Here is a 22,309-nt window from a genome sequence, read left to right on the forward strand (position 1 = left end):
CGGGCTTGCGCTACAGAAATTCCTGTAGCGCAAGCCCGATTCTGCAGCGCACCCGAAACTGCAGCGACGAGGCTCATCGCAAGAACGCAGCTGCGACGCCCGCGTCGACGGGGATGTGCAGTCCGGTCGTGTGGTCGAGGTCTGCCGTGCACAGCACGAATACCGCGTTCGCGACGTTCTCGGGCACGACCTCGCGCTTCAGAATGGTGCGCTGTGCGTAGAACTTGCCGAGGTCCTCCTCGGGGATGCCGTACGTCTTCGCCCGGTTCGCTCCCCACCCGGAGGCGAAGATTCCGGAGCCGCGCACGACTCCGTCGGGGTTGATGCCGTTCACCTTGATGCCGTGCTCGCCGAGCTCGGCGGCGAGCAGTCGAACCTGGTGCGCCTGGTCGGCCTTGGTCGCGGAGTACGCGATGTTGTTCGGCCCGGCGAACACCGAGTTCTTGCTTGAGATGTAGACGATGTCGCCGCCCATCTTCTGGTCGATGAGCACGCGCGCGGCGTTCTTCGACACGAGGAACGACCCCTTCGCCATGACATCGTGCTGAAGATCCCAGTCCTTCTCGGTGGTCTCCAAGAGTGACTTCGACAGGGAGAGCCCGGCGTTGTTCACGACGATGTCGAGACCGCCGAAGGCCAGCACCGTCTCGTTGATCGCGGCCGTGACGGCATCCTCGTTGGACACGTCTGCCGCGAGACCGACCGCCACATCCGGTCCGCCGATCTCGGCTGCCGCTGCCTTCGCCTTCTCGATGTCGAGGTCCGCGATAGCGACGCAGGCGCCCTCGGCGGCGAGACGCTTCGCGATGGCCTTGCCGATGCCGGACGCAGCGCCCGTGACGAGCGCGATGCGCGTCGCGAGGGGCTTCGGCTTCGGCATGCGCTGCAGCTTGGCCTCCTCGAGCGCCCAGTACTCGATGCGGAACTTCTCACGCTCGTCGATCGGAGCGTAGCTCGAGAGCCCCTCGGCGCCGCGCATCACATTGATCGCGTTGACATAGAACTCACCGGCGACGCGCGCGGTCTGCTTGTCTTTGCCGTAGCTGAACATCCCGACGCCCGGCACGAGGATGATCAGCGGGTCGGCGCCGCGCATAGCGGGGGAGTCCTCGTCGGCGTGGCGCTCGTAGTACGCGGCGTAGTCGGCGCGGTACTGCTCGTGCAGCTCGGGCAGACGCTCGAGGATCTCCTCGACGCTCGCCGTTGCGGGCAGGTCGATGACGAGCGGCTTCACCTTGGTGCGCAGGAAGTGGTCGGGGCAGCTCGTGCCGAGCGCGGCCAGACGCGGGTGCTCGCTGTGCGAGAGAAAGTCGAGCACGACGTCAGAGTCTGTGAAGTGGCCGACCATGGGGCGGTCGGAGGATGCCACGCCGCGCAGCGCCGGAGCGAGAGCGGCGGCCTTCGTGCGACGCTCCTCCTCCGCGAGCGCGCCGTACCCGTCGAGCGCTGCGCCGAAGGGCTCCGCCTTCGAGTGCTCGGCGATGTACGCTGCGGCGGTCTCGATGATCCACAGCGAGTTCTTCTCGCTCTCGTCGCTCGTGTCGCCCCAGGCCGTGATGCCGTGGCCGCCGAGGATGCAACCGACCGCCTGCGGGTTCTCCCGCTTGATCTCCGCGATGTCGAGCCCGAGCTGGAAGCCAGGGCGGCGCCACGGCACCCACACGACCTTGTCGCCGAAGATCTCGGTGGTGAGGCGCTCGCCGTCGGCCGCGGTGGCGATCGCGATGCCGGCATCCGGGTGCAGGTGATCGACGTGCGCGGCGTCGACGAGCCCGTGCATAGCGGTGTCGATGGACGGTGCGGCGCCGCCCTTGCCGAAGAGCGTGTAGTCGAAGGCCGCGACCATCTCGTCTTCACGGTCGACGCCCGGGTAGACGTTCTGCATCGCGCGCAGGCGGTCGACCCGCAGCACGGCGAGACCCTTCTCTGTGAGCGTCCCGAGGTCTCCGCCGGAGCCCTTCACCCACATGAGTTCTGTCGTCTCACCCGTGACGGGGTCGGTCTCGTGGCCCTTGGCGGAGGTGTTCCCGCCGGCGTAGTTGGTGTTTTTCGGGTCGGCGCCGAGGCGGTTGCTCCGCTCGATGAGAGCGCGGACGGTGGGGTTGGTCATGGTCTCTCCGTGTGTGAGTGTGCGACTGTGAGGTGGAGGGGGAGGATGCCGGCCTCTACGCGCCCCAGCCGGCCTGCGTGCCGCCGACGCGCTCGTTCTCGATCTTCTGCTGGTAGCCCGACTCGGCGTACGCCGCCATCGGGTCCGCGGGGAGCCCGCGTTCGGCGCGCCAGGCCGCGAGGTCGGGGCGGACGTCGGTGTAGAAAGCATCCATGAGGATGCCGTTGGCCTTCAGCACGTCGTGCTCGTTCTGCGCGGCTGTGAGCGCGTCGCGGTCGAGCAGGAGGGCGCGCGCCGTCATCTCCTGAACGTTCAGCACCGAGCGGATCTGGCCGGGGATCTTGTCTTCGATGTTGTGGCACTGGTCGAGCATGAAGGCCACATCGGGGGTTCCGTAGCCGCCGCCGCGCACAACCTCGAGGATGATGCGGAACAGCTGGAACGGGTCGGCCGCGCCGACGATGAGATCGTCGTCGGCGTAGAAGCGCGAGTTGAAGTCGAAGGAGCCGAGCTTTCCGAGGCGCAGCAGCTGCGCGACGATGAACTCGATGTTGGTGCCGGGGGCGTGGTGCCCCGTGTCGAGGCAGACCATGGCCTTGTCGCCGAGGGCGGAGACCTGGGCGTAGGAGGTGCCCCAGTCCGGAACGTCTGTGTGGTAGAACGCCGGCTCGAAGAATTTGTACTCGAGCACCATGCGCTGGTCGTCGCCGAGGCGGTCGTAGATCGCCGAGAGGGATTCGTGCAGCCAGTCCTGGCGCGAGCGGATATCTCCCTGGCCGGGGTAGTTGGTGCCGTCAGCGAGCCAGATCTTGAGGTCGCGGCTGCCCGTCGCGTTCATGACGTCGATGCAGCGGAAGTGGTGGTCGATGGCCTTCTGGCGGACGGCGGGGTCGGAGTGCGTGAGCGAGCCGAACTTGTAGACGTCGTCCTGGAAGGTGTTGGAGTTGATGGTGCCGAGCGAGACGCCGCGCTCCTCGGCGAAGCGGCGCAGTGCGGCGTAGTCGTCGTGGGTGTCCCACGGAATGTGCAGCGCGACGCTCGGGGCCAGGCCCGTGAAGCGGTGCACCGTCGCGGCATCCTCGATCTTCTCCTCCACCGTGCGGGGAGTGCCGGGCGTGCCGAAGACCTTGAAGCGCGTGCCCGAGTTGCCGAACGCCCACGAGGGCAGTTCGATGGCCTGCTTGGCGAGTTCGGGGGCGATGTCAGCGAAGGACATGGGTTCTCTCCTTTGACGGATGGTGCTCCCGTTATCGGTCAGAGCACTGCGCAAACGTCTGATTGAATCGTTTCATTTACTGTAGTCCGCAGCGCGGGGCATCGCAAGCGGCGGAACGAGTGCGGGGCGCCCGAAGGCGCCCCGCGGGTGTGTCAGAAGTCGAAGTCGTCGATATTGTCAGCTGTGAAGACGAACGGGTCTCCCAGCGTGATGACGCCCTCTGCTCCGACGGTGAACTCGGTCTCGTCGGTGCTGAGCCCTTCGACCGTGAACGTGTCGCCTTCCTCGCCCGTGATGTCGCCATCGATCATGGCCTTCGCGGCGAATGAGGCGAGGATGCCGAGGTCCTCGGGGTTCCACAGCGCAAACGACTCCACAGTGCCGTCCTCGATGTACTCGCGCATGTCGTTCGGCGTGCCGAGACCGGTCAGTGCAACCTCGCCCTTGTGGTCAGACGTGGAGAGGTAGCGTGCCGCTGCGGCGATGCCGACCGTCGTGGGCGAGATGATGCCCTTGAGGTCGGGGTACGTCGAGAGCAGCGCCTCGGTCTTGTCGAACGAGGTCTGGTCGTCGTCGTTTCCGTACACGGTGTCGACGAGCTCGATGTCGGGGTACTCCGAGTCGAGGTACGTCTTCATCTCTTCGATCCAGGCGTTCTGGTTGGTCGCGTTCGCGGCCGCCGAGAGAATCGCGATCTCGCCCTCGCCGCCGATCTGCTCGGCGATGAGGTCGACCTGCTTCTTCGCGATGAGCTCGGCGTTCGACGCCGACACGTACATGTCGCGGCACTCGGGGTCGACGTCGGAGTCGAAGGTCACAACGGCGACGCCCGCGTCACGTGCCTCGCCGAGAGCGTCGCACAGCGCGTTCGGGTCGTTCGCCGAGAGGACGATCGCGTCGACCGACTGCTGCGTCAGCGTGTTGATGTAGGTCACCTGTCCGTCGGCGGTCGCTTCGGTCGGTCCGACCTCCTTGAAGGTTCCGCCGAAGCCCTCGACGGCCTCCTTCGCCGCGGCGTCGGACGCCTCGAAGTACGGGTTGCCGAGACTCTTCGGCAGGAACGCGATGTTGTAGTCTCCGGAGCCGGATCCGCCGTCTCCGTCGTCCCCTCCTCCGCCGGAGGAGCAGGCCGTTGCGGTGAGGGTCACGCCAAGGGCGAGCGCGACGAGCGCCGTCCCTGTGCGAGAGCGGGAGATGAGCGACTTCATTGTTCGTCCTTCTTTCTGTGTTGGTGCAGGGGGTGAGGCTAGTGGGATGCCTGGCGGATCCGCCGCCTGGCCAGAAGCGAACTGACGCCGCCGATGATCGACGGGACGATCACCGAGACGACCAGCAGTAGACCCGTCGCGACGTTGATCACGTCGGAGGAGACGTCGGCAAGGCGGAGCGCGCTGCGCAGGGCGCCGATCACGAGAACACCCGCGATGACGCCGACGAGCGAGCCTCGGCCGCCGAAGATCGAGACACCGCCGACGAGCACAGCCGCGACGACGACGAGTTCGAGGCCCATCGCGTTGTCACCGCGCGCGGAGTCGTATCTCAAGGTCCAGAACGCTCCAGCAACCGCCGAGATGACCCCGCTCGCGACGAACAGCCAGAACTTCACACGACCTCCGTCGATGCCGGCGAATGTCGCGGCATCCTTGTTGAGACCGATCGCGTAGACGCTGCGACCGAAGCTCGTGAAGTGCAGCAGCACGATGGCGATGATCGCGAGCACGACGAACAGCAGCAGAATCGACGGGAACGCTGTTCCGCGTCCGAAGAGGCGCTCCTTCACGAGGTCCTTGAACACGTCGGGGAAGCCCGTCACCGCTGTAGTGCCGAGGATACCGACGGCGATTCCGCGGAACAGTGCGAGCGAACCGATCGTGACGGCGAGCGACGGCAGACCGACGACCGTGATGAGGAACCCGTTGACCGCGCCGCCGATGACGCCGACGAGGACGGCGATCGCGATGGCTGCGGGAAGCGGTGTTCCGGCCTGGAAGAGCGCACCGATGATCACGCTCGAGAGCCCGACCATGCTGGCCACCGACAGATCGATCTCGCCCGTGATGATGATGAACGTCATCGGCAGCGCGATGAGCAGCACCGGGAACACGTCGAGGATCAGGAAGTACAGCGTGTTCGGGGTGTTGAAGTTGTCGACGCTGACGGTCGCGATGATCCACACTACGACGAGCAGAGCCAGGATGGCCGCGGAACGACCGAACACGACGCGGCGCAGGCGGGACGACGTGGAGGGTGCCTCGGGTGTCGTCGTCTTCTCGAGTGTCTGCGTCATCGCTTGACACCTTCCTTCGCGGGGGTCGCATGATCTCGGCTGCGCAGCATCGCCCGCTGGTTTCGGACGTACAGCACACGGTCGAGCACGATCGCGCCAATGATGAGCGCACCGACGACGGCCTGCTGCCAGAAGTCCTGGATGCCGACGGTGGGCAGCGCGCGGTTGATGGTGGAGAGCAGCACCGCACCGAGTGCGGCGCCGAGCACGGTTCCGCTGCCGCCGAAGATCGCGACGCCGCCGATGACGGCTGCGGCCACGGAGTCCAGCTCGAGTCCGCTTCCGGCAGTGGCGCTCACCGTGGCGTAGCGGGCGGCGTACATGACGCCCGCGGCGCCGGAGAGCGTTCCGGAGATGACGAACGTGCCGAAGACGCGGCGTGCCACCGGCAGACCGTAGAGCTCTGCGGCATCCGGATTGGACCCGATCGCATACAGGTCGCGACCGGAGCGCGTGTAGCCGAGGTAGTAGGCCAGAATCGCGAACACGATGAGTGCGATGACGGTGAGCCAGGGGATGCCGAAGAGGGAGCCCGTTCCGATCGCGGTGAAGCCGCGCGGCAGATCCGACGCGTTGATGCGGGTCGAGCCGGCCCACGCGATGTCGATGCCGCGGTAGATGTAGAGCGTGCCCAGCGTGATGACGAGGGCGGGCACCTTCGCGACGCTGACCAGCAGACCGTTGATGACGCCGAGGCCCGTGCCGAGCAGGATGCCGAGGAGGATCACGAGGATCGTCGGGGCGCCCGGCCAGTCGGTGAACATGCGGCCCGTGGCGTATGCGGAGAGCCCGAGGATCGCACTGACCGACAGGTCGATGTTGCGTGTGATCACGACGACCGACTGGGCGATCGCGAGCAGGACGAGGATCGACGGCGTGAGCAGAAGGTTCCGGAAGCCGTCGGAGCCGAACGCGAAGCTCGAGTTGAACAGCGTCGCGATGACCACGACGACGATCACTGCGAGGGCGACGCTGGTCTCGCGGCGCTTGAGAATGCTGGTGAAGCGGGATGCCGCGCTCATGCTGCGCTCTCCGTTCGGGTCGCTGCCGTCATGACGGACTCGGAATCGGCCTCCGCTCTGCTGAGCTCGGCCGTCACCTCGCCTTCGCGGACCACGATCACACGGTCACTCATGCCGAGCACCTCGGGCAGCTCGGAGGAGATCATGAGGATCGCCATGCCCTCCTGCGCGAGCTCGTCGAGCAGACGGTGCACCTCCGCCTTCGTGCCGACGTCGATGCCGCGGGTGGGCTCGTCGACGATCAGCAGACGAGGGTTCGTGGCGAGCCATTTCGCGAGCACGACCTTCTGCTGGTTGCCGCCCGACATGGTGCGGGCCTCGCTGTCGAGATCGCCCGCCTTGACGTGCAACTTGACGGCGCCCTCGCGCGCAGACACGTATTCGGCGTGACTCGTGAGCAGGCCGAGCTTGGCGAGCTTGCGGCGGATGACGAGCGTCATGTTGCGGGCGACCGAGGTGTCGACCACGAGGCCCTGCTGACGGCGGTCTTCGGGAACGAGACCGATGCCGGCCTTGATCGCGCGACGCGGGCTGCCCTTGCGCAGCGGGGTGCCGTCGATGCGGACGACTCCCTCTGCATAGGTGTCGACGCCGAAGATCGCGCGGGCGATCTCGCTGCGACCGGCGCCGACAAGTCCGGCGAGGCCGACGATCTCGCGCTCGCGCACCTCGAAACTTACGTTCGAGAAGGTGCCGGGGGAGGTGAGCCCCTCGACGGAGAGTACGACGTCGCCCGGCTCGATCCCCTCGGTCTTGGGGAAGAGCGTGTCGACGTCGCGACCGACCATGCGGGTCACGATGTCGGCCGGAGTCACGTCGTCTGCGCTGTGGGTCGAGATGTACGCCCCGTCGCGCATGACTGTGATCGTGTCGCAGAGGCTGAAGATCTCGTCGAAGCGGTGCGAGATGAAGATGAGGCCGCGGCCCTCGTCGCGGAGCGCACGAGCGATGGTAAAGAGGCGCTCGACCTCGACTCCGCTGAGTGCGGCAGTGGGCTCGTCCATGACGAGCACGCGTGCGTCGAGCGATATGGCCTTGGCGATCTCGAGCACCTGCTGATCCGCGATGGAGAGGCCGAGCGCGAGGCGGTCCGGGTCGATCGCGACGCCCAGGCGCTCGAAGAGCTTGCTCGCTTCGACGCGCATCGTGCGGCGATCGATCGTGCGTGTGCTGTTCACCGGCTGACGGCCCATGAACACGTTCTCTGCGACCGTGAGGTCGGGAAACAGCGTCGGCTCCTGGTAGATCACGGCAATGCCGGCATCCTTCGACTCAGCCGTCGAGCTGAAGTCGACGGGCTCGCCGCCGAGAGTGAAGTCCCCCGAGTCGCGACGGTGCACGCCGGCGACCACCTTGACGAGCGTGGATTTCCCGGCGCCGTTCTCGCCGACGAGAGCGTGAATGGACCCCGAGTGGAGGGAGAGGCTTCCCGACTCGAGCGCGACGACAGACCCGAAGGTCTTTCGGATGTCACGCAGCTCGAGGATCGGCTGGTCAGGGGAGATCGACATTGATCACGCTCCGGGGCGAGATGGGGTGAATCGTTTTAAGCGAACGGTTGAAATCAGAATAGGGGAAACTCACGTCCAAGGTCAACCCGCATTTTCTGCCAGGCGACAAGGGCGGAAATATGGGGAAAAGAATTGATTGACCAGCTCGTGAGCGTGTGGCTATGCTCTCCAGTGTTTGAGTTAAAACGATTCATCAGCGCAATGTCGGGCTGTGGCTTGGATTGCGCCTGAAGAAAGGCCACATGACCTTGAAATCCGAGCTGACGCGAAGGCAACTGATCAGCTACAGCGCAGTAGCGACATTTGCAGCGATGACCATCGGGACAAGAGCAGCCGTCCCGGCGAATGCGAGATCGCAATCTCGAATCGCCTCGAAGGCCGCCGCTGCACCGGGCGCTGCGTTTCGAAACCCGAGCATGGAGTTCGCGCCCAAATTCCGCTGGTGGTGGCCGAACGGAGAAGTCGACGTAGACGAGATCATCCGAGAGGTCGGCCAGGTAGCCGATGCGGGCTTCGGCGGCCTGGAAGTCGCTGACGTGCACCACAGCGTGGACAGTTCGCTTCTCGATGTGAAGGGGCACGGCTGGGGGAGCAAGAGCTGGATCGCTGCTGTCGAAGCAGCGCTCGACGAGGGCGCGCGTCGTGATGTGCGCATCGACATCACGCTCGGGCCGTCGTGGCCGGCCGCGGTGCCGAGCATTACGCCTCAGTCCGAAGCCGCGCTCACTGAACTGGTTCACGGAAGCATCGAGGTCGCGGGTGGAGAAGAGTTCGCCGGCGCCGTACCCGAGCCCGTGACGGAGGCCGCATCGGGCGTGACCGAGCATCGCCTGATCGCCGTGCACGTCGCTCAGATCGTCGAGAAGCCGAGCCGTGGGCCGATTCGCATCGACCGAGACTCGCTCGAGGACGTCACCGACTCGGTCACCGATGGAAACCTGACATGGACAGCCCCGGACGGAACCGAGACGTGGGTTGTGATCTCCTACTGGGAGCGCGGTTCCGGTCAGCAGCCCGAGGGTGGCAAGCACACCGATCCGACGTCCTACGTCGTCGATCACTTCAGCGCCGCCGGGGCGCAGGCACTGATCGACTATTGGGAGAAGAACGTGCTGACGGCGCGGATCAAAGAGCTCCTTCCCGTCTCGGGCGGGGCGTTCTTCGAGGACTCCCTCGAGATCGAGACGGAAGCGACCATCTGGACGCGCAACATCGTCGACGAGTTCGCGTCGCGAAACAGTTATGGGCTCGATGATTTCCTTCCCATCCTGATCGAGCGAGACGAGAAGTACGTCTACGACTTCGCCGACTTCAAGAACGACCGCGTTCGTGACGACTACAACCGTGTTCTCAGCGATCTCTACACAGAGCACCATCTGATCAAGCTCCGTGACTGGGCCCACGATCTCGGCGTCGAGTACCGCGTTCAGGCATACGGCCTCGAGCAGGACTCCATCAGCCAAGCGGGAATCGTCGACATCCCAGAGACTGAGTCGCTCGGCGCGAAGAACGTAGACGACTATCGTGTTCTCGCGAGCGGACGAGACCTGGCGGGAGGCAAGATCCTCTCCTGCGAGGCAGCCGCTTACTACGGCGCGGCGTACGACACGACCTGGACCAAGGTCCTGCAGACCCTTGGCGAGACCTTCGTCGGGGGAGTGAACCAGACGGTTCTCCACGGCTTCCCCTACCTCTCCGCTCCGGGCTCCCAGTGGCCAGGGTTTGCCGCGTTCAGCCCCTATTACAACGACGCGATCGGCTATTCGGAGGCCTGGGGTCCGCGAACGCCGAACTGGACTCACGTCTCAGACGTGTCAGCGTTCATCACACGCACGCAGTGGGTCCTCCAACAGGGGAAGGCGCAGTACGACATCGCGTTCCTCCGTCAGAAGGGCTGGGCACAGACGGGCATCGGTGCGCCCTGGTCAACGCGGGACGGCATCCCGATCGGCTGGACGCATGGGTTTCTCTCGTCGTCGTCCCTTGAACTCGAGAATGCGGTCGTCGCGGACAAGCGCTTCGCTCCGGAAGGCGGAAACTACAAGGTCATCGTCGTGGACATCGATCGCTTCCGAGGTCGAGAGGCGACCCTGGCGCCCTCCGTCGCGACGAAGCTCGTGGAATACGCCGAGAGCGGCCTTCCCATCGTGCTCTACGGCGACTGGTCGAATCCGGAGTCGACAGGGCTGGCGGACGACGAGGCGAACAGCAGCGTCGCCGCATCGGTCGCGACCCTCACGAAATCGCCGAACGTCGCACTCGCCCCTGAAGACGCCGACATCGCGACGGCGTTGAAGTCGCTCGGCGTGAATCGAACGGTGACGTATGAGTTCTCGAACCTCAAACACGTGCACCGCGTGGACGGTGAGCGCGACTTCTTCTACCTCGCCAACGCTCGGCACAACCCGCCGAAGGACAAGCTCGAACTCATCGATCAGACTGTCACTCTGACGGCGACGTCGGCAGACAGCATCCCGTTCACTCTCGACGCGTGGACGGGTGAGATTCGCCCCGTCGCCGAGTATCAGCGAGACGGGAATCGCGTGAGCCTCAGGATCCGGCTGACGCCGGGGCAGTCGACTGTCATCGTGTTCGCGGACGGTGACTGGGCCGGCGTCAAGGTTCCGTCGGCCTACGTGGTCGACACCGACGCCGATCGGGTACGTCTCAAGGACACGAAGATCTACATCGAGTCAGACTCCGCAGGTCAGAAGCGCGCGACGCTCTCGAACGGCAAAGTGCGCAAGGGGAAAATCCCGAACCTTCCGGCAGCGGTCGGCGTCACGTCGTGGAGCCTCAAGGTCGACGGCTGGGAGCCTCAAGACATCGACAGCGCGGAGACGAAGCACGTCTCGTCTACGCACTCTCTGGATGGACTGCGGCCGTGGACGGAGATCGCCGGGTTGGAGGACACCTCGGGAGTCGGCGACTATTCGGCGGTCTTCGAACTCGACGGAAAATGGGCCGTCGGGCTCGTCGGAGTAGGCCTTGAGCTGGGGCCGCTGCGAGACACGTACCGAATCTGGGTCAACAGTCAGCGTGTGGCTGACGTCGACATCTTCGCCGATCGAGTGGACATCAGCGACTACGTGCGGCCGGGCCGGAACAACCTCCGTGTCGAGGTGACGACGACGCTGCTCAATCGACTTCGGGTCGTGAATCCGACCGTGTACGGCGTAGCGAAGCGCGCTGAATACGGCCTCGTGGGCCCGGTGAACGTCGTTGCGTTCGGACGAGTCCGAGTGGCCTAGGCGAATGAGACGAGAAGAAGTGACGAAGAACAAGTCAATGAATGCGATGAAGATGAGTGGGCTGCACCAGCGAAGAACGATGAGCCGCAAGAACCTGTCCAGATCGGTGCTCGGACTGACGCTGGGGCTCGCGCTCAGCGTGGCACCCCACTTGGGGTTCGCGGCGGACCAGGCCGTCGCTGCTGAAGGAGCCGAGATCAGCGGTTCGATCACCGAGAACGATGCGGCCCTGCAGAACGTCGTCGTGACCGCGTACGTCTTGGACGAAGACTCGGGCGAGTATCAGTTCGAGCAGGAGGCACAGACGGATGCGGATGGCAACTGGACGATGTCCGAGCTCACCGATGGTCAGTACACGCTGACTTTCGGTACCGACTTCTCCGATGCACGGTTCGCGTTGGGCGAGACACTCGCGGGCGCGGCAACGCTGGAGGGCGAGGAGCCGCAGTTCTCCGTCTCCGACGGACAGGCGTCTGAGAGCCCGTTCGCCGACGTCGAGCTGTCGCGTCTGGGCGGACAGGTGTCGCTCCGACTCGTCGACGAGAACGGTGAGCCTCTCAACGATCTCGACGACGCGTCTGCGATGGTCAGCGGGCTGACGCAGGCGGGGAGCGAATGGGCATCCGCTCGCTTCTGGAGCGACCAGGACGGCACCATCGTGATCCCACGCGTTCCGGCGGGAGGGTTCGTGCCGCGCGTCAGCGTGGGCGGGAGCGACTTCGCGCCCGTCGATCGTGGCGCGGTCGTGACGCCTGAGGCGGAGATCGAGATCGGTGAGTTCGCCGTGCCTGCGAAGGCCGAGTCGGAGTTCTCCGTGTCGGGGGAGCTGTCGATCAGCGGAGTGCTGAAGAGCGGCGAGAAGGTCACGGCCGGGCTTCCCGGGTTCGACCCCGAAGCGGCATCGACACAGCTCGTGTGGGTCGCGGACGGAGCACCGATCTCGGGTGCTGAGAGCGACTCTCTGTCGATCACTGACGAACAGGTCGGATCGACCCTTGGCGTGTGGGCCTTCGCATTCGCGCAAGGTCACGAGCCGGTCATCCTGTTTGCTGGTACTGAGGATGCCGTCGTCGGCGCGACCGATCCGACAGCTCCCACCCAAGCTCCCGGTGCGGAACACCCGGACAACAGCGGTGCCGACGGAGAGCTGCCCTGGACAGGACCCGTGGGCATCCTCATCCTGCTTCTGATTGCGCTCGCGCTAGTGACTGCCGGAGCAGTGCTGTATCGATTGAGAAGATCGAAGCTCAAGGCATAACCGCCAGCAAGGCATAATGACTGCACGGTCGTGTCGCTACGAGCGACGCGACCGTGCATGGGAAGAGACGAGGGACCAATGGCAGCGAGCGTTCGCGATGTGGCTGAGCGGGCCGGGGTATCAGTCGGCACAGTGTCTAACGTGCTCAACCGGCCCGACAAGGTGTCGCCGGCCACCGTTGAGCGCGTCACCGCGGCGATCGAAGATCTCGGTTTCGTGCGCAATGACGCCGCTCGTCAGCTGCGCGCCGGACGCAGCCGAAGCATCGGGCTCTCCGTGCTCGACATCGGCAACCCGTTCTTCACCGACCTCGCTCGCGGCGCCGAAGATCGCGGGCGCGAGGCTGGGTTCTCCGTGCTGCTGGCGAACAGCGACGAGGATGCCGAGCGTGAGGCGGCGCACCTCGACCTGTTCTCGGAGCAGCGGGTCTTCGGCATCCTGCTCACCCCGGTGGGCGCTCGCCCCGAACGTCTCGACTCGATGCGTCGGCACGGCACGCCGACCGTTCTCGTCGACAGACAGACCGACCGGGAGGACTACTCGTCTGTCGCGGTCGACGACGCCGCTGGCGGATACATGGCGGTGAAGCATCTTCTCGACATCGGGCGGCGGCGCATCGCGTTCGTCGGCGGTCCGGCGCGCATCCGCCAGGTCGCTGACCGTCTCGAGGGAGCCCAGCACGCGGTCGCTGAGGTGCCCGACGCGACGCTCGAGGTGATTCTGCAGGACTCCCTGACTGTGCTCCACGGTCGCGCGGCGGGCGAGCGCCTGGCCGAGCGGTCGGCCGGCCGCCGCCCCGACGCGGTCTTTGCGGCGAATGACCTGCTCGCGATGGGTCTGCTTCAGGCGTTCACCATGCTCGGCCACGTGCGTGTTCCCGATGACATCGCGCTGATCGGCTACGACGACATCGCCTTCACTCGGGCCTCGGTCGTTCCGCTGTCATCCGTGCGTCAGCCGAGCCACGAGATCGGTCACACGGCCGTCGACCTGCTCGTTCGCGAAGTCGAGGCGGGGCGTGGTTTCGAGCATGAGCAGATCGTGTTCCAGCCCGAACTCGTGGTGCGTGAGTCGACGGTGGGGGATGCCGCGCGACGCTGAGCCGCTCGCACGGGCTCAGTCTCGGTCGGGCTCAGATCCTTCGGGCTCATCGTCTTCGAGGTACTGTGTCCGGATCTGCCCGGTCAGCGTCTCGGGCTCGATGAACGGCACCGCCTGCGGTGCGGACTGCGGGAGCGCGATGGCAGACGTATCGAGTTCGAGGTCATCGGATGCCTCGCCGTGCTCCCGCTCGGTGGCGCCTCGGTTGGACCCGGCGACGGGCAGTGGCTTCGTGGATGGCCGCTGGGTCGCGGCATCCTCGTCGATCTCGTCGTCGCCGCTGACCCCGAGGGTCTTGCCGTGCAGGTCGAGGTACTCCTTCGACCCATCCGGACCGTGGACGACCTGGATCGGGGCGGTGAGTCCGATGCGTCCCAGCTCAGCGGTCGGCGCGCCGGGCAGCGGGCGCCCGAAGTGAGTGAACACGAGCTTCCAGCGTGAATTCGGGTTGCGGTGCAGGCGCAGCTCGCGAGAGATGATGAGCCAGCCGAGACCGACCGCGCACGCAGCGAAGCCTGCCATGGCGCCGACACCGAGAGTCCAGCGTGCGCCGAAGAGGTTCGCGATCCACCCCACGATCGGTGCGCCGACCGGGGTGGACCCCATGAGTATCGCGCCGTAGAGCGCCATCACACGACCGCGGATCACAGGGTCCGACGTCGTCTGAACGTAGCTGTTCGCCGTGGTGAGCATCGTGACCGTCGAGAAGCCGACCAGCACGAGCGAGATCGCGAACGACACGTACGTCGGCATCACACCCGAGACCGTGGAGGCGACACCGAAGAGCCCCGTCGCCGCGATGACGATGCGCATCTGCGGTCTCGTGCGCCGCGCCGCCATGAGGGCGCCGGTCAGCGATCCGATCGCGAGCACTGATGAAAGCAATCCGTACTCGCTTGCTCCGCGTCCGAACTCGACGGCCATGGTCGAGGCGACGATCGGGAAGTTCATGCCGAACGCGCCCATGATGAACACGATCACGAAGATCACAGTGAGGTCGGGGCGCGCACGCACGTAGAGGAAGCCCTCGATGATGTTTTTGAACGGGCTTCCGGTCGCGCGTGGACTGCGGAACAGCTCGCTCACCCGCAGCGCGAGAAGGGCCCCGAGCACTGCGAGGAACGTCCCCGCGTTGATGATGAAGACCCAGCCCGAGCCGACGATGGCGATCAGGATGCCGGCGACAGCCGGACCGATGAGGCGTGCGGTGTTGAATGAGGCTGAGTTCAGCGACACCGCGTTGACGAGGTTGTCGGTGCCGACCAGATCGGAGACGAACACCTGGCGGGCCGGCGTGTCGATGGAGTTCACGACGCCGAGCACGAACGCGAACACGAAGACGTGCCAGAGCTGTGCGACGTCGAGAAGAAGAAGGATGCCGAGGCCTGCGGCGAGCAGCATGAGGGCGGACTGCGTGCACAGCAGGATCTTCCGCCTGTCGAAGTGGTCCGCGATATAGCCGGAGATCGGCACCATGAGCAGCTGCGGTCCGAACTGCAGCGCCATCGTCGTGCCCACCGCGAGCGCGTTGTTGTCTGTCAGATCGACGAGGACGACCCAGTCCTGCGTCGTCGCCTGCATCCACGCACCAACGTTCGAAACCAGGGCCCCGAGGAACCAGATTCGATAGTTGAAGCTCGACAGCGAGCGGAACATGGCTTTCACTGGGTGGCGAGTCTCCTCATCAGGTCGCTTGCGGCAAAGAGCGTGGCACGATCTTCGGGGCTCAGCGAGCGGACCTGCTGGTGCAGCCACCGATCCCGCTTCTTCACGGTGTCGTTGACGTTCGCTCGGCCGGCCTCCGTGAGGGCCACGATGACTTTTCGACGGTCGCTCTCATCGGCGACGCGCTCGACATAGCCCCATTCTTCGAGACAGTTCACAGTCCGGTTCATCGACGGGGCCGACACCCCTTCGCGTTCGGCCAGCGCGCTGAGGGTCTCTTGACCATGCGAGTAGAGACCCGCGAGAACCGAGAAGTGGGCGTCGCTCAACTCACCGTCGGCCTTCTCCGCCCGCAGCCTCCGGGCGAGACGAAAGGTCGCGATGCGCAGCTCTGAACTCTGCTCCCCGATAGTCTTTGCCACAGCTAATTAGCCTAGCTTATTAGCTTCGCTAAGTAAATACCCGAATGCCGTGCAAGTACTCTTATGGCATGGCTGAGCAAACGGATGCAACGCATACACTCGTCGACCGCGACAACGTGACCATCACGTACTACGAATGGGTGGCTGAAAACCCGCGCGCCATCGTGCACATCGTTCACGGAGTGGGGGAGCACGCGCGCCGCTACGGGCGGCTCGCCGCTGAGCTCGTCGCTGCGGGATACACGGTGTACGCCGACGACCACCGCGGACACGGGCAGACCGGGCTCGACCACCTGGGGCTCACGCATCTTGGGCCGAGGGGCATCCGCGGAGCGATTCGAGCGGTGCAGGATGTCGGCGAGGCTCTGCGCGAGCGGCATCCTGATCTCCCCCTCATCGTGCTCGGGCACAGCTGGGGCTCGCTCATGGCCCAGCGCATCATCGCGCGCTCGGCGCTCTACGATGCAGCCGTGCTCACGGGAACCTCCCTGGCCGTGCCGGGCATTCTGAACGGCGGGGACCTCAACAAACCGTGGCGCACCCATGGCGCCACCGGGCTCGAGTGGCTCAGTCGTGACCCGACTGCGGGCGAGGCGTTCGCGGCGGATCCGCTGACCTTCGATATCGCCGAGACACCGGCGTGGAAGCCGCTCCAGCCACTCGCGATGCTCGGTCGTCCATCGCCGAAGATGCCTCGCGATATCCCCGTGCTCATCATGGTCGGTTCACGCGACACTCTGGGCGGTGAGCGCGGCGGCACTCTGCTCGCTGAGCAGTACGTCACGCGTGCGAAGCTCAGCGACGTCGAACTCGAGATCTTTCCCGAGGCGCGCCACGAGATCTTCAACGAAACCAACCGCGATGAGGTCGTCGCCCGACTGGTCGACTGGCTTGATCGCCACGTTCCCAAGGAGAGCTGATGTGCACTGTCATCGTTCACGTACCCGAGACGGCGGGTGGCAGCGTACGTCTGCTGGCCGTGCGCGATGAGGACCCGAACCGCCCGTGGCAGCCTCTCGGACTTTGGTGGCCCGAGTATCCCGGCGTCGCCGGTGTGCGCGATGTGCGTGCCGGCGGAGCCTGGCTCGCATCGGATGCCGCCAGCGGACGCCTCGCCGTCATGCTGAACCGTGCTGACACGTTCACCGGCGACCGTCGCCAGCTCGAGTCGCGTGGCGGACTGGTGCTCGAATCGGTGGCGGGGCGCTCGCCGCGGGAACCTCGGACGGCGGGTTTCAACTTGGTCGAGATCGATGGACCTCGCGTGACCGTGACGACGTGGGACGGCGAGTCACTCGGAATCGAAGAACTGCTGCCAGGAACCCACATGATCGAGCACCGCGCGGTCGACGACCCGGAGTCCGCGCGTACATCTCGTTGGCTGCCGGAGTTTCAGGATGCCGCGCCACGAAGCGGAGGCCTCCACGATGAGTGGTGGGGCGGCTGGCTCGACGTGCTCGCCCGAAGCGGAGAGCTTTCGCCCGACGATGACGCCGCGATCATCCGCGACAATCGATCGCACGGCTACCCGACGCTCTCCCTGCTGGCGTGCGTTGCGAGTGTCTCGGCGGAAGGGGCGAAGACGCTCTTCGCGCCGTTGCGGACGCCCGGGGAGTGGAACGCGCTGCACTTCGTGCCGCCCGTGCAGCCCGAGTAACGCGTTCTGCCTTTGTCGGCTCTACGGCCGCGTTCTCGACGGCGTCGGCCATCGCTCTGGGATGATGGCCTGATGTGCTCGCGCGATGAACCCACCGTGCCTGCTCTGAGCTTACGGCCGTCGACCGGGGCTGCGGAGTATCCGGCACTCGTTGCGATTTGGCGTAGCGCCGTGGATGCGACGCACGATTTTCTCGCGGATGCTCACCGCGATGAGATCGAGAGCCACTTGCAGTCTGACTACTTCCCGGCGGTGACCCTGTGGGTCGCAGAGCTTGATGGTCGACCGGTGGGATTCTTCGGTGTCCTCGACGGAAATCTGGAGATGCTGTTCGTTGACCCGACGCAACACGGAGCTGGAATCGGAACAGCGCTTCTGCGTCATGCGATCGCGGAACACGGCGTGGCCAAGGTGGATGTCAACGAGCAGAACGTCTCAGCTGCAGGCTTCTGCGTTCACCGAGGATTCGAGGTCGTCAGTCGCAGCGAGAAAGACGAGGCCGGTCGACCGTACCCGTTGCTCCACCTGAGGCTCAACGAGTCGTTCTGACCACTCGAACCGCCACCCCGCACGACGTCCGCCTGGCCGAGCCACGGCCCATACCTCTCCACGATCACATCGCACGACGATGCTGAAACCCTCACCTGCGTGGCACTGAAGGGGGTTCAGCAACACGCCCTAGCGTAAACGGTGGCTTGCGCCACGTGAGGGCGTAGCGCCAGAGCGCAAACTGCTGCCAGCGCACCCCGGGGAGCACGCGAGCAGCGCACTCGCGTACCTCCGTGTACGAGTGCGTCGGCGGCCAAACCGTCGGCGCTGAGTGTTCCCAGAGGTTTCGCGTTCGTGAGTACCACTGGTGCTCGAGGGTGCCGAGTGCGCCCAGTGCGTAGTCACCAGGCGTCGTCGCCTTCGCCAGACCGACGATGACAAGGACGCCATCAGGGGCAGTGAGTTCCTTGAGCCGACCGAGCGCGAGCTTGAGGTCGTCGAAGTGATGCAGCGCAGCGACGGATGCGACGACATCGAACCTGCGACCGAAGTCGTGTGTCATCGCGTCAGCATGCACCCATTCGATGCCAGAGTGAGCACTCTGCGCCGAGGCAAGCGTCGAGGCATCTAAATCGACAGCGGTGACATCGCGGAGCCGTTCGCGCAAGTCGCGAGCGAGCATTCCGTTTCCGGTGCCCACGTCCAACGCAGAGGTCGCGGCATCCGGTATCGCCTCGAGGACGACACGGTGAAAGTGGATGTTGTGGTTCCACGGCGGTCCATCGCGTCGGCTCATGAATCCAGCATCCGCAATCTCGCTGTGCGCTCGCCGAAGAGTGGCGCGCTCAGCTGCGAGAAAGTTGCCCAGCAGAAGAATCGAGGCTCGGTCCGATCACTTTCACAAGTGTCGGCCCGGTTCCATCCGCTGATGCAGAATCCGAATAACGTCCACGCCGTCGGTGCTTTCCAAATAGAACACAACGTGACTTCCGACACGGTACCGTCGATACCCTTCACGAATCTCGTCGCACGTGCGACCTCGATCGGGGTTGTCGGCAACACGTTCAATCGCGACCCTGATGGTGGTGAGGTCGGTTTCAGCCTGGCGAGCATCCCAGTGTTCTTGCGTGTAATCCCAGATGGACGTGAGATCTCGCTGCGCGGCTGGGGTAAGGCGGTAAACCCTCACGACTTCTGAGAGGCGATGAAAGCATCGAAGTCGAATTGCTCAGGGGCGCCGCTCTCTTCGCCGGCAACAAGAGCGGCGCGCAGCGCAGTCATCTGCGTCTCCTGATCTTCGAGCAATCGGAGGGCGGCGCGGATCACCTCGCTCGCAGATCGGTAGCGGCCGTAGTCTACCTGCCGAGCAAGGAAGTCCGAGAAGTGGTCATCCAAGCTGATCGACGTGTTCTGAGCCATGACGTGATAGTGCCAAGAATTGGTAGTCATGGAGCGGCTGCCGGGCCAGGTGCACAGGCTCTGCCCGAGTTGAGAGGCGCGAGCGAGCCTCGCTTGGTGCGTTGCGGGCTACGCCGAACTACGTCTTAGGGGCGCTCGCGACCGGAACGTTGAAGTTCAGCAGCGACGCCTTCTCATCTTCGAACGAGAGCGTCGTGAGGGCGCAGTTGTCGACCTCGGGGAAGACGTCGCGATAGAGGTTCGGGTCGATGGAGAGCAGAGTGCACATCACGAGACGCATGAGTGTTCCGTGCGTGACGACGAGCGCGGTGCCGCCATCCGTGTCGCGGATAATGCGCGCGAGCACCTTGAGGGCACGCGCGACAGCGATCGCTCCAGGCTCACCGGACGGCATGGGAGAACGTGCTGGTGCCGCTTCGAACGCGGCCGCGGCATCCGGGTATTTCTCGTAAAGCTCCTCCATCGTGAGCCCCTCGCCCTTGCCGAAGTCGACCTCGTTCAGGCCGCCATCGGTCCAGTGCTCGAGACCGGTCGCCTGTGCGACGGCATCCGCTGTTCGCCACGACCGCGAGAGTGTGGACGAGACGAGAACGTCGGGCCGGTGCTTCGTCGCCCAGGCTGCGAGGTTCTCGGCCTGTTGCAAGCCGGCATCGGTCAGTGCGATGTCGCTCGATCCGGCATAGCGATGTTCTGCGTGCCAGACGGTTTCGCCGTGTCTGACCAGGATCAGCTTCGTGCTCATACTCCCCATTGTGCCGCCTCCCCACAAAACTCATGGTCGATTGGCGAATATGCATAAATCAAGGTAGCCGAGAGTATTGCTTGCTTTGTGGTCGTCGGCAGGTCATAATTCAGTCAATACGGGCGCAAGCCCGAACCTATGAGGATTGTTACTGCTCCGGCAGGCGAGACCTTTCAGCCAATGGTGGCTGGGTCTGTGCTGTCCGAGCGCTCCTTCTCAGCCCCATTCTCTAAAGGAGATGAGAAGTTGAGCAATACGCGAACGCTCGCCGATGACGTCGGCGTTGCAATCGGCGGCCCGCGAAACGTGACGTGGGTTGGAGCATGCACTACCCGCCTACGATTCGTCGTTCGTGACGAATCACAGGTGGATTTCGGCGCGCTGGAGAAAACTCCAGGGGTGCTGAAGGCTGTGAGTGCAGGCGGGCAAGTACAAGTCGTAATCGGAACCCAGGTGGGTCAGGTGCGGGAGGCGTTGCTCTCCCAAAAGCACTGGGCGAACCTCGCCGATCAAGGGAATGAAACATCGGGAGGGCGCCGGCGCCCTCTTGATGTGGTGTTCGATTTCCTTGGAGGAACGTTCCAGCCCCTTATTCCAGTCATTACCGGTGCTGCGATGGTACAGGTGCTGACGTTGCTGCTGACGCAGTTCGCGGGTCTCAACCCGGAGGAGCCTACCGCGCTCATTCTGACGGCCACAGGCAACGCGATCTTCTACTTCCTGCCGCTCTTCGTGGCTTTCACAGCGTCGAAGAAGCTAGGCGCGAACCCATATATTGGAGCGGCAATCGCTGCGTCTCTGCTTCATCCCAGCTTCGTGGCCATCGGAGATACCGGCACCGTGGCCCAAGCGTTCGGCCTTCCCCTGTTTGTGTACTCATACGCAAGTTCGATGTTCCCCGCGTTGCTGCTGGCTCTCGCTCTGGCAGGACTCGAACGTCTTCTGAAGCGATGGTTGCCGCAAACATTGCAGCAGGTCTTCATTCCGACGATAGAACTCGTCCTTCTCGTCCCTCTGACAGCGCTCGTCTTCGGTCCCATTGGTGTGCTTGTCGGCAACGGGATTGGCGCGGGAACACAGTGGCTCGCCACGACGGCACCGTTCGTCTTCTACATCGTGGTCCCGGCCTTGTGGTTCCTGCTCGTTGCATTTGGAGTGCACTGGGCCCTGATTTCAATAGCGCTCGCCGACGTGGCAGCAACGGGATCCAGTGTGATTCTTGGTGCAGCCGTTGGGTATCAATACGCCGTAATGGGCATCGCGCTTGCGATGCTGATTCGGACAATCCGCAGCCGAGATGCGTCGCTACGCGGAACAGCAAGTGCGGCCACCATTGCTGTGACGATTGGCGGCATCACCGAGCCGACGATCTATGGTTTCCTGCTGCGTTACCGTCGACTGCTGCTCATCGAAATAATCTCGGCGGCCGCTTCTGGCGCCGTCTTGGGTCTGTTCAACGCGAAGATGCTCGGGTTCTCACCCGCGCCGTTCCTGGGAATGCCACTGATGCAGCCGATGACCGGAGCGGCATTGGCTCTGCTTGTCGGGGTGGCTGTTCCGATCGTTCTCGTGCAGATCTGGGGCTTTGAAAAGAAGCTTGCGGGAACTGAGAGCGAACCAAGCAACGACCGTGCGAAAGGGGGCGAGCAGAGCGATGACGCCGAGCCGTCAGCATCACCCGTTGTCGAGGTACTCGCTCCGATAGCCGGACGTGCGGTTGCTCTCAGCGAATCTGGCGAAGCGGTGTTTGGTGCTGGTGTCCTCGGCCCTGGCGTTTGTGTGATTCCGGATGAACCACGCGTTGTTGCGCCAATCGACGGGACCATAATCGCGATGCCGACCAGTGGTCATGCTGTCGGACTGGTCTCTGACGACGGTGCCGAGGTGCTTGTGCATGTGGGTATCGACACGGTTAAGCTCCGAGGAAAGCATTTCACGCCACGCGCTGAACAAGGGCAACGGGTGCGCGCTGGGGACGTTCTCATAGAGTTCGACCGGAGCGCTCTGCTGTCGCAGGGGATCTCTGTGGTCACTCCGATCGTCGTCACGAACGCTGACGAAACTGGGCGGGCGGTGGAGGTTCTCGCCGAAGGCCATGTGCGAGAGGGAGATCCGCTCCTCAGCATCAGCACGAGAGTCACGCGGGACGCTTGAGCACC

Annotated in this window: 19 protein-coding genes; 7 read left to right on the forward strand and 12 right to left on the reverse strand. The window is 64.6% G+C overall.

Features of this window, described 5'->3' with window-relative positions; genetic code table 11:
* Positions 1–73: 73 nt before the first annotated feature.
* The 6 genes from ACSAGD_RS01305 to ACSAGD_RS01330 all read right to left on the reverse strand — a co-directional run bounded on the left by ACSAGD_RS01305 (position 74) and on the right by ACSAGD_RS01330 (position 8,146).
* Positions 74–2,110, reverse strand: a complete 2,037-nt coding sequence (locus ACSAGD_RS01305) for a bifunctional aldolase/short-chain dehydrogenase (RefSeq protein ID WP_437583916.1) — start codon at positions 2,108–2,110, stop codon at positions 74–76.
* Positions 2,111–2,165: 55 nt separating this feature from the next.
* Positions 2,166–3,326, reverse strand: coding sequence for an L-rhamnose isomerase (gene rhaI, locus ACSAGD_RS01310; protein WP_437583918.1), 1,161 nt, complete (start codon positions 3,324–3,326; stop codon positions 2,166–2,168).
* 152 nt (positions 3,327–3,478) lie between these two features.
* Positions 3,479–4,534, reverse strand: a complete 1,056-nt coding sequence (gene rhaS, locus ACSAGD_RS01315; protein ID WP_437583919.1) for a rhamnose ABC transporter substrate-binding protein — start codon at positions 4,532–4,534, stop codon at positions 3,479–3,481.
* 38 nt (positions 4,535–4,572) lie between these two features.
* Positions 4,573–5,613, reverse strand: coding sequence for an ABC transporter permease (locus ACSAGD_RS01320; protein ID WP_437583920.1), 1,041 nt, complete (start codon positions 5,611–5,613; stop codon positions 4,573–4,575).
* On the reverse strand, positions 5,610–6,635 hold the full coding sequence (locus ACSAGD_RS01325; protein WP_437583921.1) for an ABC transporter permease: 1,026 nt from the start codon (positions 6,633–6,635) through the stop codon (positions 5,610–5,612). The genes ACSAGD_RS01320 and ACSAGD_RS01325 overlap by 4 nt, the downstream gene beginning before the upstream one ends.
* The gene (locus ACSAGD_RS01330; RefSeq protein ID WP_437583923.1) at positions 6,632–8,146 is read right to left on the reverse strand and encodes a sugar ABC transporter ATP-binding protein; all 1,515 of its coding nucleotides are present in this window, start codon (positions 8,144–8,146) and stop codon (positions 6,632–6,634) included. The genes ACSAGD_RS01325 and ACSAGD_RS01330 overlap by 4 nt, the downstream gene beginning before the upstream one ends.
* Positions 8,147–8,562: 416 nt before the next feature.
* On the opposite strand from ACSAGD_RS01330, the gene ACSAGD_RS01335 reads away from it, so the two are divergent.
* From ACSAGD_RS01335 to ACSAGD_RS01345, 3 genes are all read left to right on the forward strand, one after another.
* A complete protein-coding gene (locus ACSAGD_RS01335; protein WP_437583924.1) occupies positions 8,563–11,397 on the forward strand; it encodes a glycosyl hydrolase in 2,835 nt (944 codons plus the stop codon).
* Between the two features lie 79 nt (positions 11,398–11,476).
* Positions 11,477–12,655 (forward strand): carboxypeptidase-like regulatory domain-containing protein, encoded by a 1,179-nt coding sequence (locus ACSAGD_RS01340; RefSeq protein WP_437583925.1) that lies wholly within the window; start codon positions 11,477–11,479, stop codon positions 12,653–12,655.
* A 78-nt stretch (positions 12,656–12,733) separates the two neighbouring features.
* The gene (locus tag ACSAGD_RS01345; RefSeq protein WP_437583926.1) at positions 12,734–13,756 is read left to right on the forward strand and encodes a LacI family DNA-binding transcriptional regulator; all 1,023 of its coding nucleotides are present in this window, start codon (positions 12,734–12,736) and stop codon (positions 13,754–13,756) included.
* Positions 13,757–13,771: 15 nt separating this feature from the next.
* Here the strand turns inward: ACSAGD_RS01345 and ACSAGD_RS01350 are convergent, their stop codons facing one another.
* Both ACSAGD_RS01350 and ACSAGD_RS01355 read right to left on the reverse strand, forming a co-directional pair.
* Complete coding sequence (locus tag ACSAGD_RS01350) at positions 13,772–15,412, reverse strand: MFS transporter (protein ID WP_437585204.1); 1,641 nt, start codon at positions 15,410–15,412, stop codon at positions 13,772–13,774.
* A 5-nt stretch (positions 15,413–15,417) separates the two neighbouring features.
* The gene (locus tag ACSAGD_RS01355; protein ID WP_437583927.1) at positions 15,418–15,843 is read right to left on the reverse strand and encodes a MarR family winged helix-turn-helix transcriptional regulator; all 426 of its coding nucleotides are present in this window, start codon (positions 15,841–15,843) and stop codon (positions 15,418–15,420) included.
* A 68-nt stretch (positions 15,844–15,911) separates the two neighbouring features.
* Here ACSAGD_RS01355 and ACSAGD_RS01360 point away from each other — a divergent pair, with 68 nt between their 5' ends.
* The 3 genes from ACSAGD_RS01360 (at position 15,912) to ACSAGD_RS01370 (ending at position 18,049) form a co-directional block, all read left to right on the forward strand.
* Positions 15,912–16,763 carry an alpha/beta fold hydrolase gene (locus ACSAGD_RS01360; RefSeq protein ID WP_437583928.1) on the forward strand — a complete coding sequence of 284 codons (852 nt, stop codon included), beginning with the start codon at positions 15,912–15,914 and terminating at the stop codon, positions 16,761–16,763.
* Positions 16,763–17,500 carry an NRDE family protein gene (locus ACSAGD_RS01365; protein WP_437583929.1) on the forward strand — a complete coding sequence of 246 codons (738 nt, stop codon included), beginning with the start codon at positions 16,763–16,765 and terminating at the stop codon, positions 17,498–17,500. The genes ACSAGD_RS01360 and ACSAGD_RS01365 overlap by 1 nt, the downstream gene beginning before the upstream one ends.
* 72 nt (positions 17,501–17,572) lie before the next feature.
* Positions 17,573–18,049, forward strand: a complete 477-nt coding sequence (locus ACSAGD_RS01370) for an acetyltransferase (protein WP_437583930.1) — start codon at positions 17,573–17,575, stop codon at positions 18,047–18,049.
* Between the two features lie 91 nt (positions 18,050–18,140).
* Here ACSAGD_RS01370 and ACSAGD_RS01375 read toward each other — a convergent pair whose 3' ends face one another.
* The 4 genes from ACSAGD_RS01375 to ACSAGD_RS01390 all read right to left on the reverse strand — a co-directional run bounded on the left by ACSAGD_RS01375 (position 18,141) and on the right by ACSAGD_RS01390 (position 20,150).
* Positions 18,141–18,785: a class I SAM-dependent methyltransferase gene (locus ACSAGD_RS01375; protein WP_437583931.1), complete on the reverse strand. Its 645-nt coding sequence runs from the start codon at positions 18,783–18,785 to the stop codon at positions 18,141–18,143.
* Positions 18,786–18,887: 102 nt separating this feature from the next.
* A complete protein-coding gene (locus ACSAGD_RS01380) occupies positions 18,888–19,178 on the reverse strand; it encodes a type II toxin-antitoxin system RelE/ParE family toxin (protein ID WP_437583932.1) in 291 nt (96 codons plus the stop codon).
* Positions 19,175–19,408 carry a type II toxin-antitoxin system ParD family antitoxin gene (locus ACSAGD_RS01385; RefSeq protein WP_437583933.1) on the reverse strand — a complete coding sequence of 78 codons (234 nt, stop codon included), beginning with the start codon at positions 19,406–19,408 and terminating at the stop codon, positions 19,175–19,177. The genes ACSAGD_RS01380 and ACSAGD_RS01385 overlap by 4 nt, the downstream gene beginning before the upstream one ends.
* A gap of 118 nt (positions 19,409–19,526) precedes the next feature.
* The gene (locus ACSAGD_RS01390) at positions 19,527–20,150 is read right to left on the reverse strand and encodes a histidine phosphatase family protein (RefSeq protein ID WP_437583934.1); all 624 of its coding nucleotides are present in this window, start codon (positions 20,148–20,150) and stop codon (positions 19,527–19,529) included.
* Positions 20,151–20,396: 246 nt separating this feature from the next.
* Here ACSAGD_RS01390 and ACSAGD_RS01395 point away from each other — a divergent pair, with 246 nt between their 5' ends.
* Positions 20,397–22,304, forward strand: a complete 1,908-nt coding sequence (locus tag ACSAGD_RS01395; RefSeq protein WP_437583935.1) for a glucose PTS transporter subunit IIA — start codon at positions 20,397–20,399, stop codon at positions 22,302–22,304.
* Positions 22,305–22,309: the final 5 nt, after the last annotated feature.

The organism is Paramicrobacterium salitolerans, from assembly GCF_051513965.1.
In the GTDB taxonomy this organism is placed as follows: Bacteria; Actinomycetota; Actinomycetes; order Actinomycetales; family Microbacteriaceae; genus Paramicrobacterium.

Bases quoted from the DNA above. Each gene is read 5' to 3' on its own strand.
- ACSAGD_RS01345 (WP_437583926.1), top strand. From the start codon at position 12,734: ATGGCAGCGAGCGTTCGCGATGTGGCTGAGCGGGCCGGGGTATCAGTC.
- ACSAGD_RS01305 (WP_437583916.1), bottom strand. From the start codon at position 2,110: ATGACCAACCCCACCGTCCGCGCTCTCATCGAGCGGAGCAACCGCCTC.
- rhaS (WP_437583919.1), bottom strand. From the start codon at position 4,534: ATGAAGTCGCTCATCTCCCGCTCTCGCACAGGGACGGCGCTCGTCGCG.
- ACSAGD_RS01350 (WP_437585204.1), bottom strand. From the start codon at position 15,412: ATGTTCCGCTCGCTGTCGAGCTTCAACTATCGAATCTGGTTCCTCGGG.
- ACSAGD_RS01390 (WP_437583934.1), bottom strand. From the start codon at position 20,150: ATGAGCACGAAGCTGATCCTGGTCAGACACGGCGAAACCGTCTGGCAC.
- ACSAGD_RS01385 (WP_437583933.1), bottom strand. From the start codon at position 19,408: ATGGCTCAGAACACGTCGATCAGCTTGGATGACCACTTCTCGGACTTC.
- ACSAGD_RS01325 (WP_437583921.1), bottom strand. From the start codon at position 6,635: ATGAGCGCGGCATCCCGCTTCACCAGCATTCTCAAGCGCCGCGAGACC.
- ACSAGD_RS01365 (WP_437583929.1), top strand. From the start codon at position 16,763: ATGTGCACTGTCATCGTTCACGTACCCGAGACGGCGGGTGGCAGCGTA.
- ACSAGD_RS01375 (WP_437583931.1), bottom strand. From the start codon at position 18,785: ATGAGCCGACGCGATGGACCGCCGTGGAACCACAACATCCACTTTCAC.
- ACSAGD_RS01360 (WP_437583928.1), top strand. From the start codon at position 15,912: ATGGCTGAGCAAACGGATGCAACGCATACACTCGTCGACCGCGACAAC.
- rhaI (WP_437583918.1), bottom strand. From the start codon at position 3,326: ATGTCCTTCGCTGACATCGCCCCCGAACTCGCCAAGCAGGCCATCGAA.
- ACSAGD_RS01330 (WP_437583923.1), bottom strand. From the start codon at position 8,146: ATGTCGATCTCCCCTGACCAGCCGATCCTCGAGCTGCGTGACATCCGA.
- ACSAGD_RS01370 (WP_437583930.1), top strand. From the start codon at position 17,573: ATGTGCTCGCGCGATGAACCCACCGTGCCTGCTCTGAGCTTACGGCCG.
- ACSAGD_RS01320 (WP_437583920.1), bottom strand. From the start codon at position 5,613: ATGACGCAGACACTCGAGAAGACGACGACACCCGAGGCACCCTCCACG.
- ACSAGD_RS01340 (WP_437583925.1), top strand. From the start codon at position 11,477: ATGAGCCGCAAGAACCTGTCCAGATCGGTGCTCGGACTGACGCTGGGG.
- ACSAGD_RS01335 (WP_437583924.1), top strand. From the start codon at position 8,563: ATGGAGTTCGCGCCCAAATTCCGCTGGTGGTGGCCGAACGGAGAAGTC.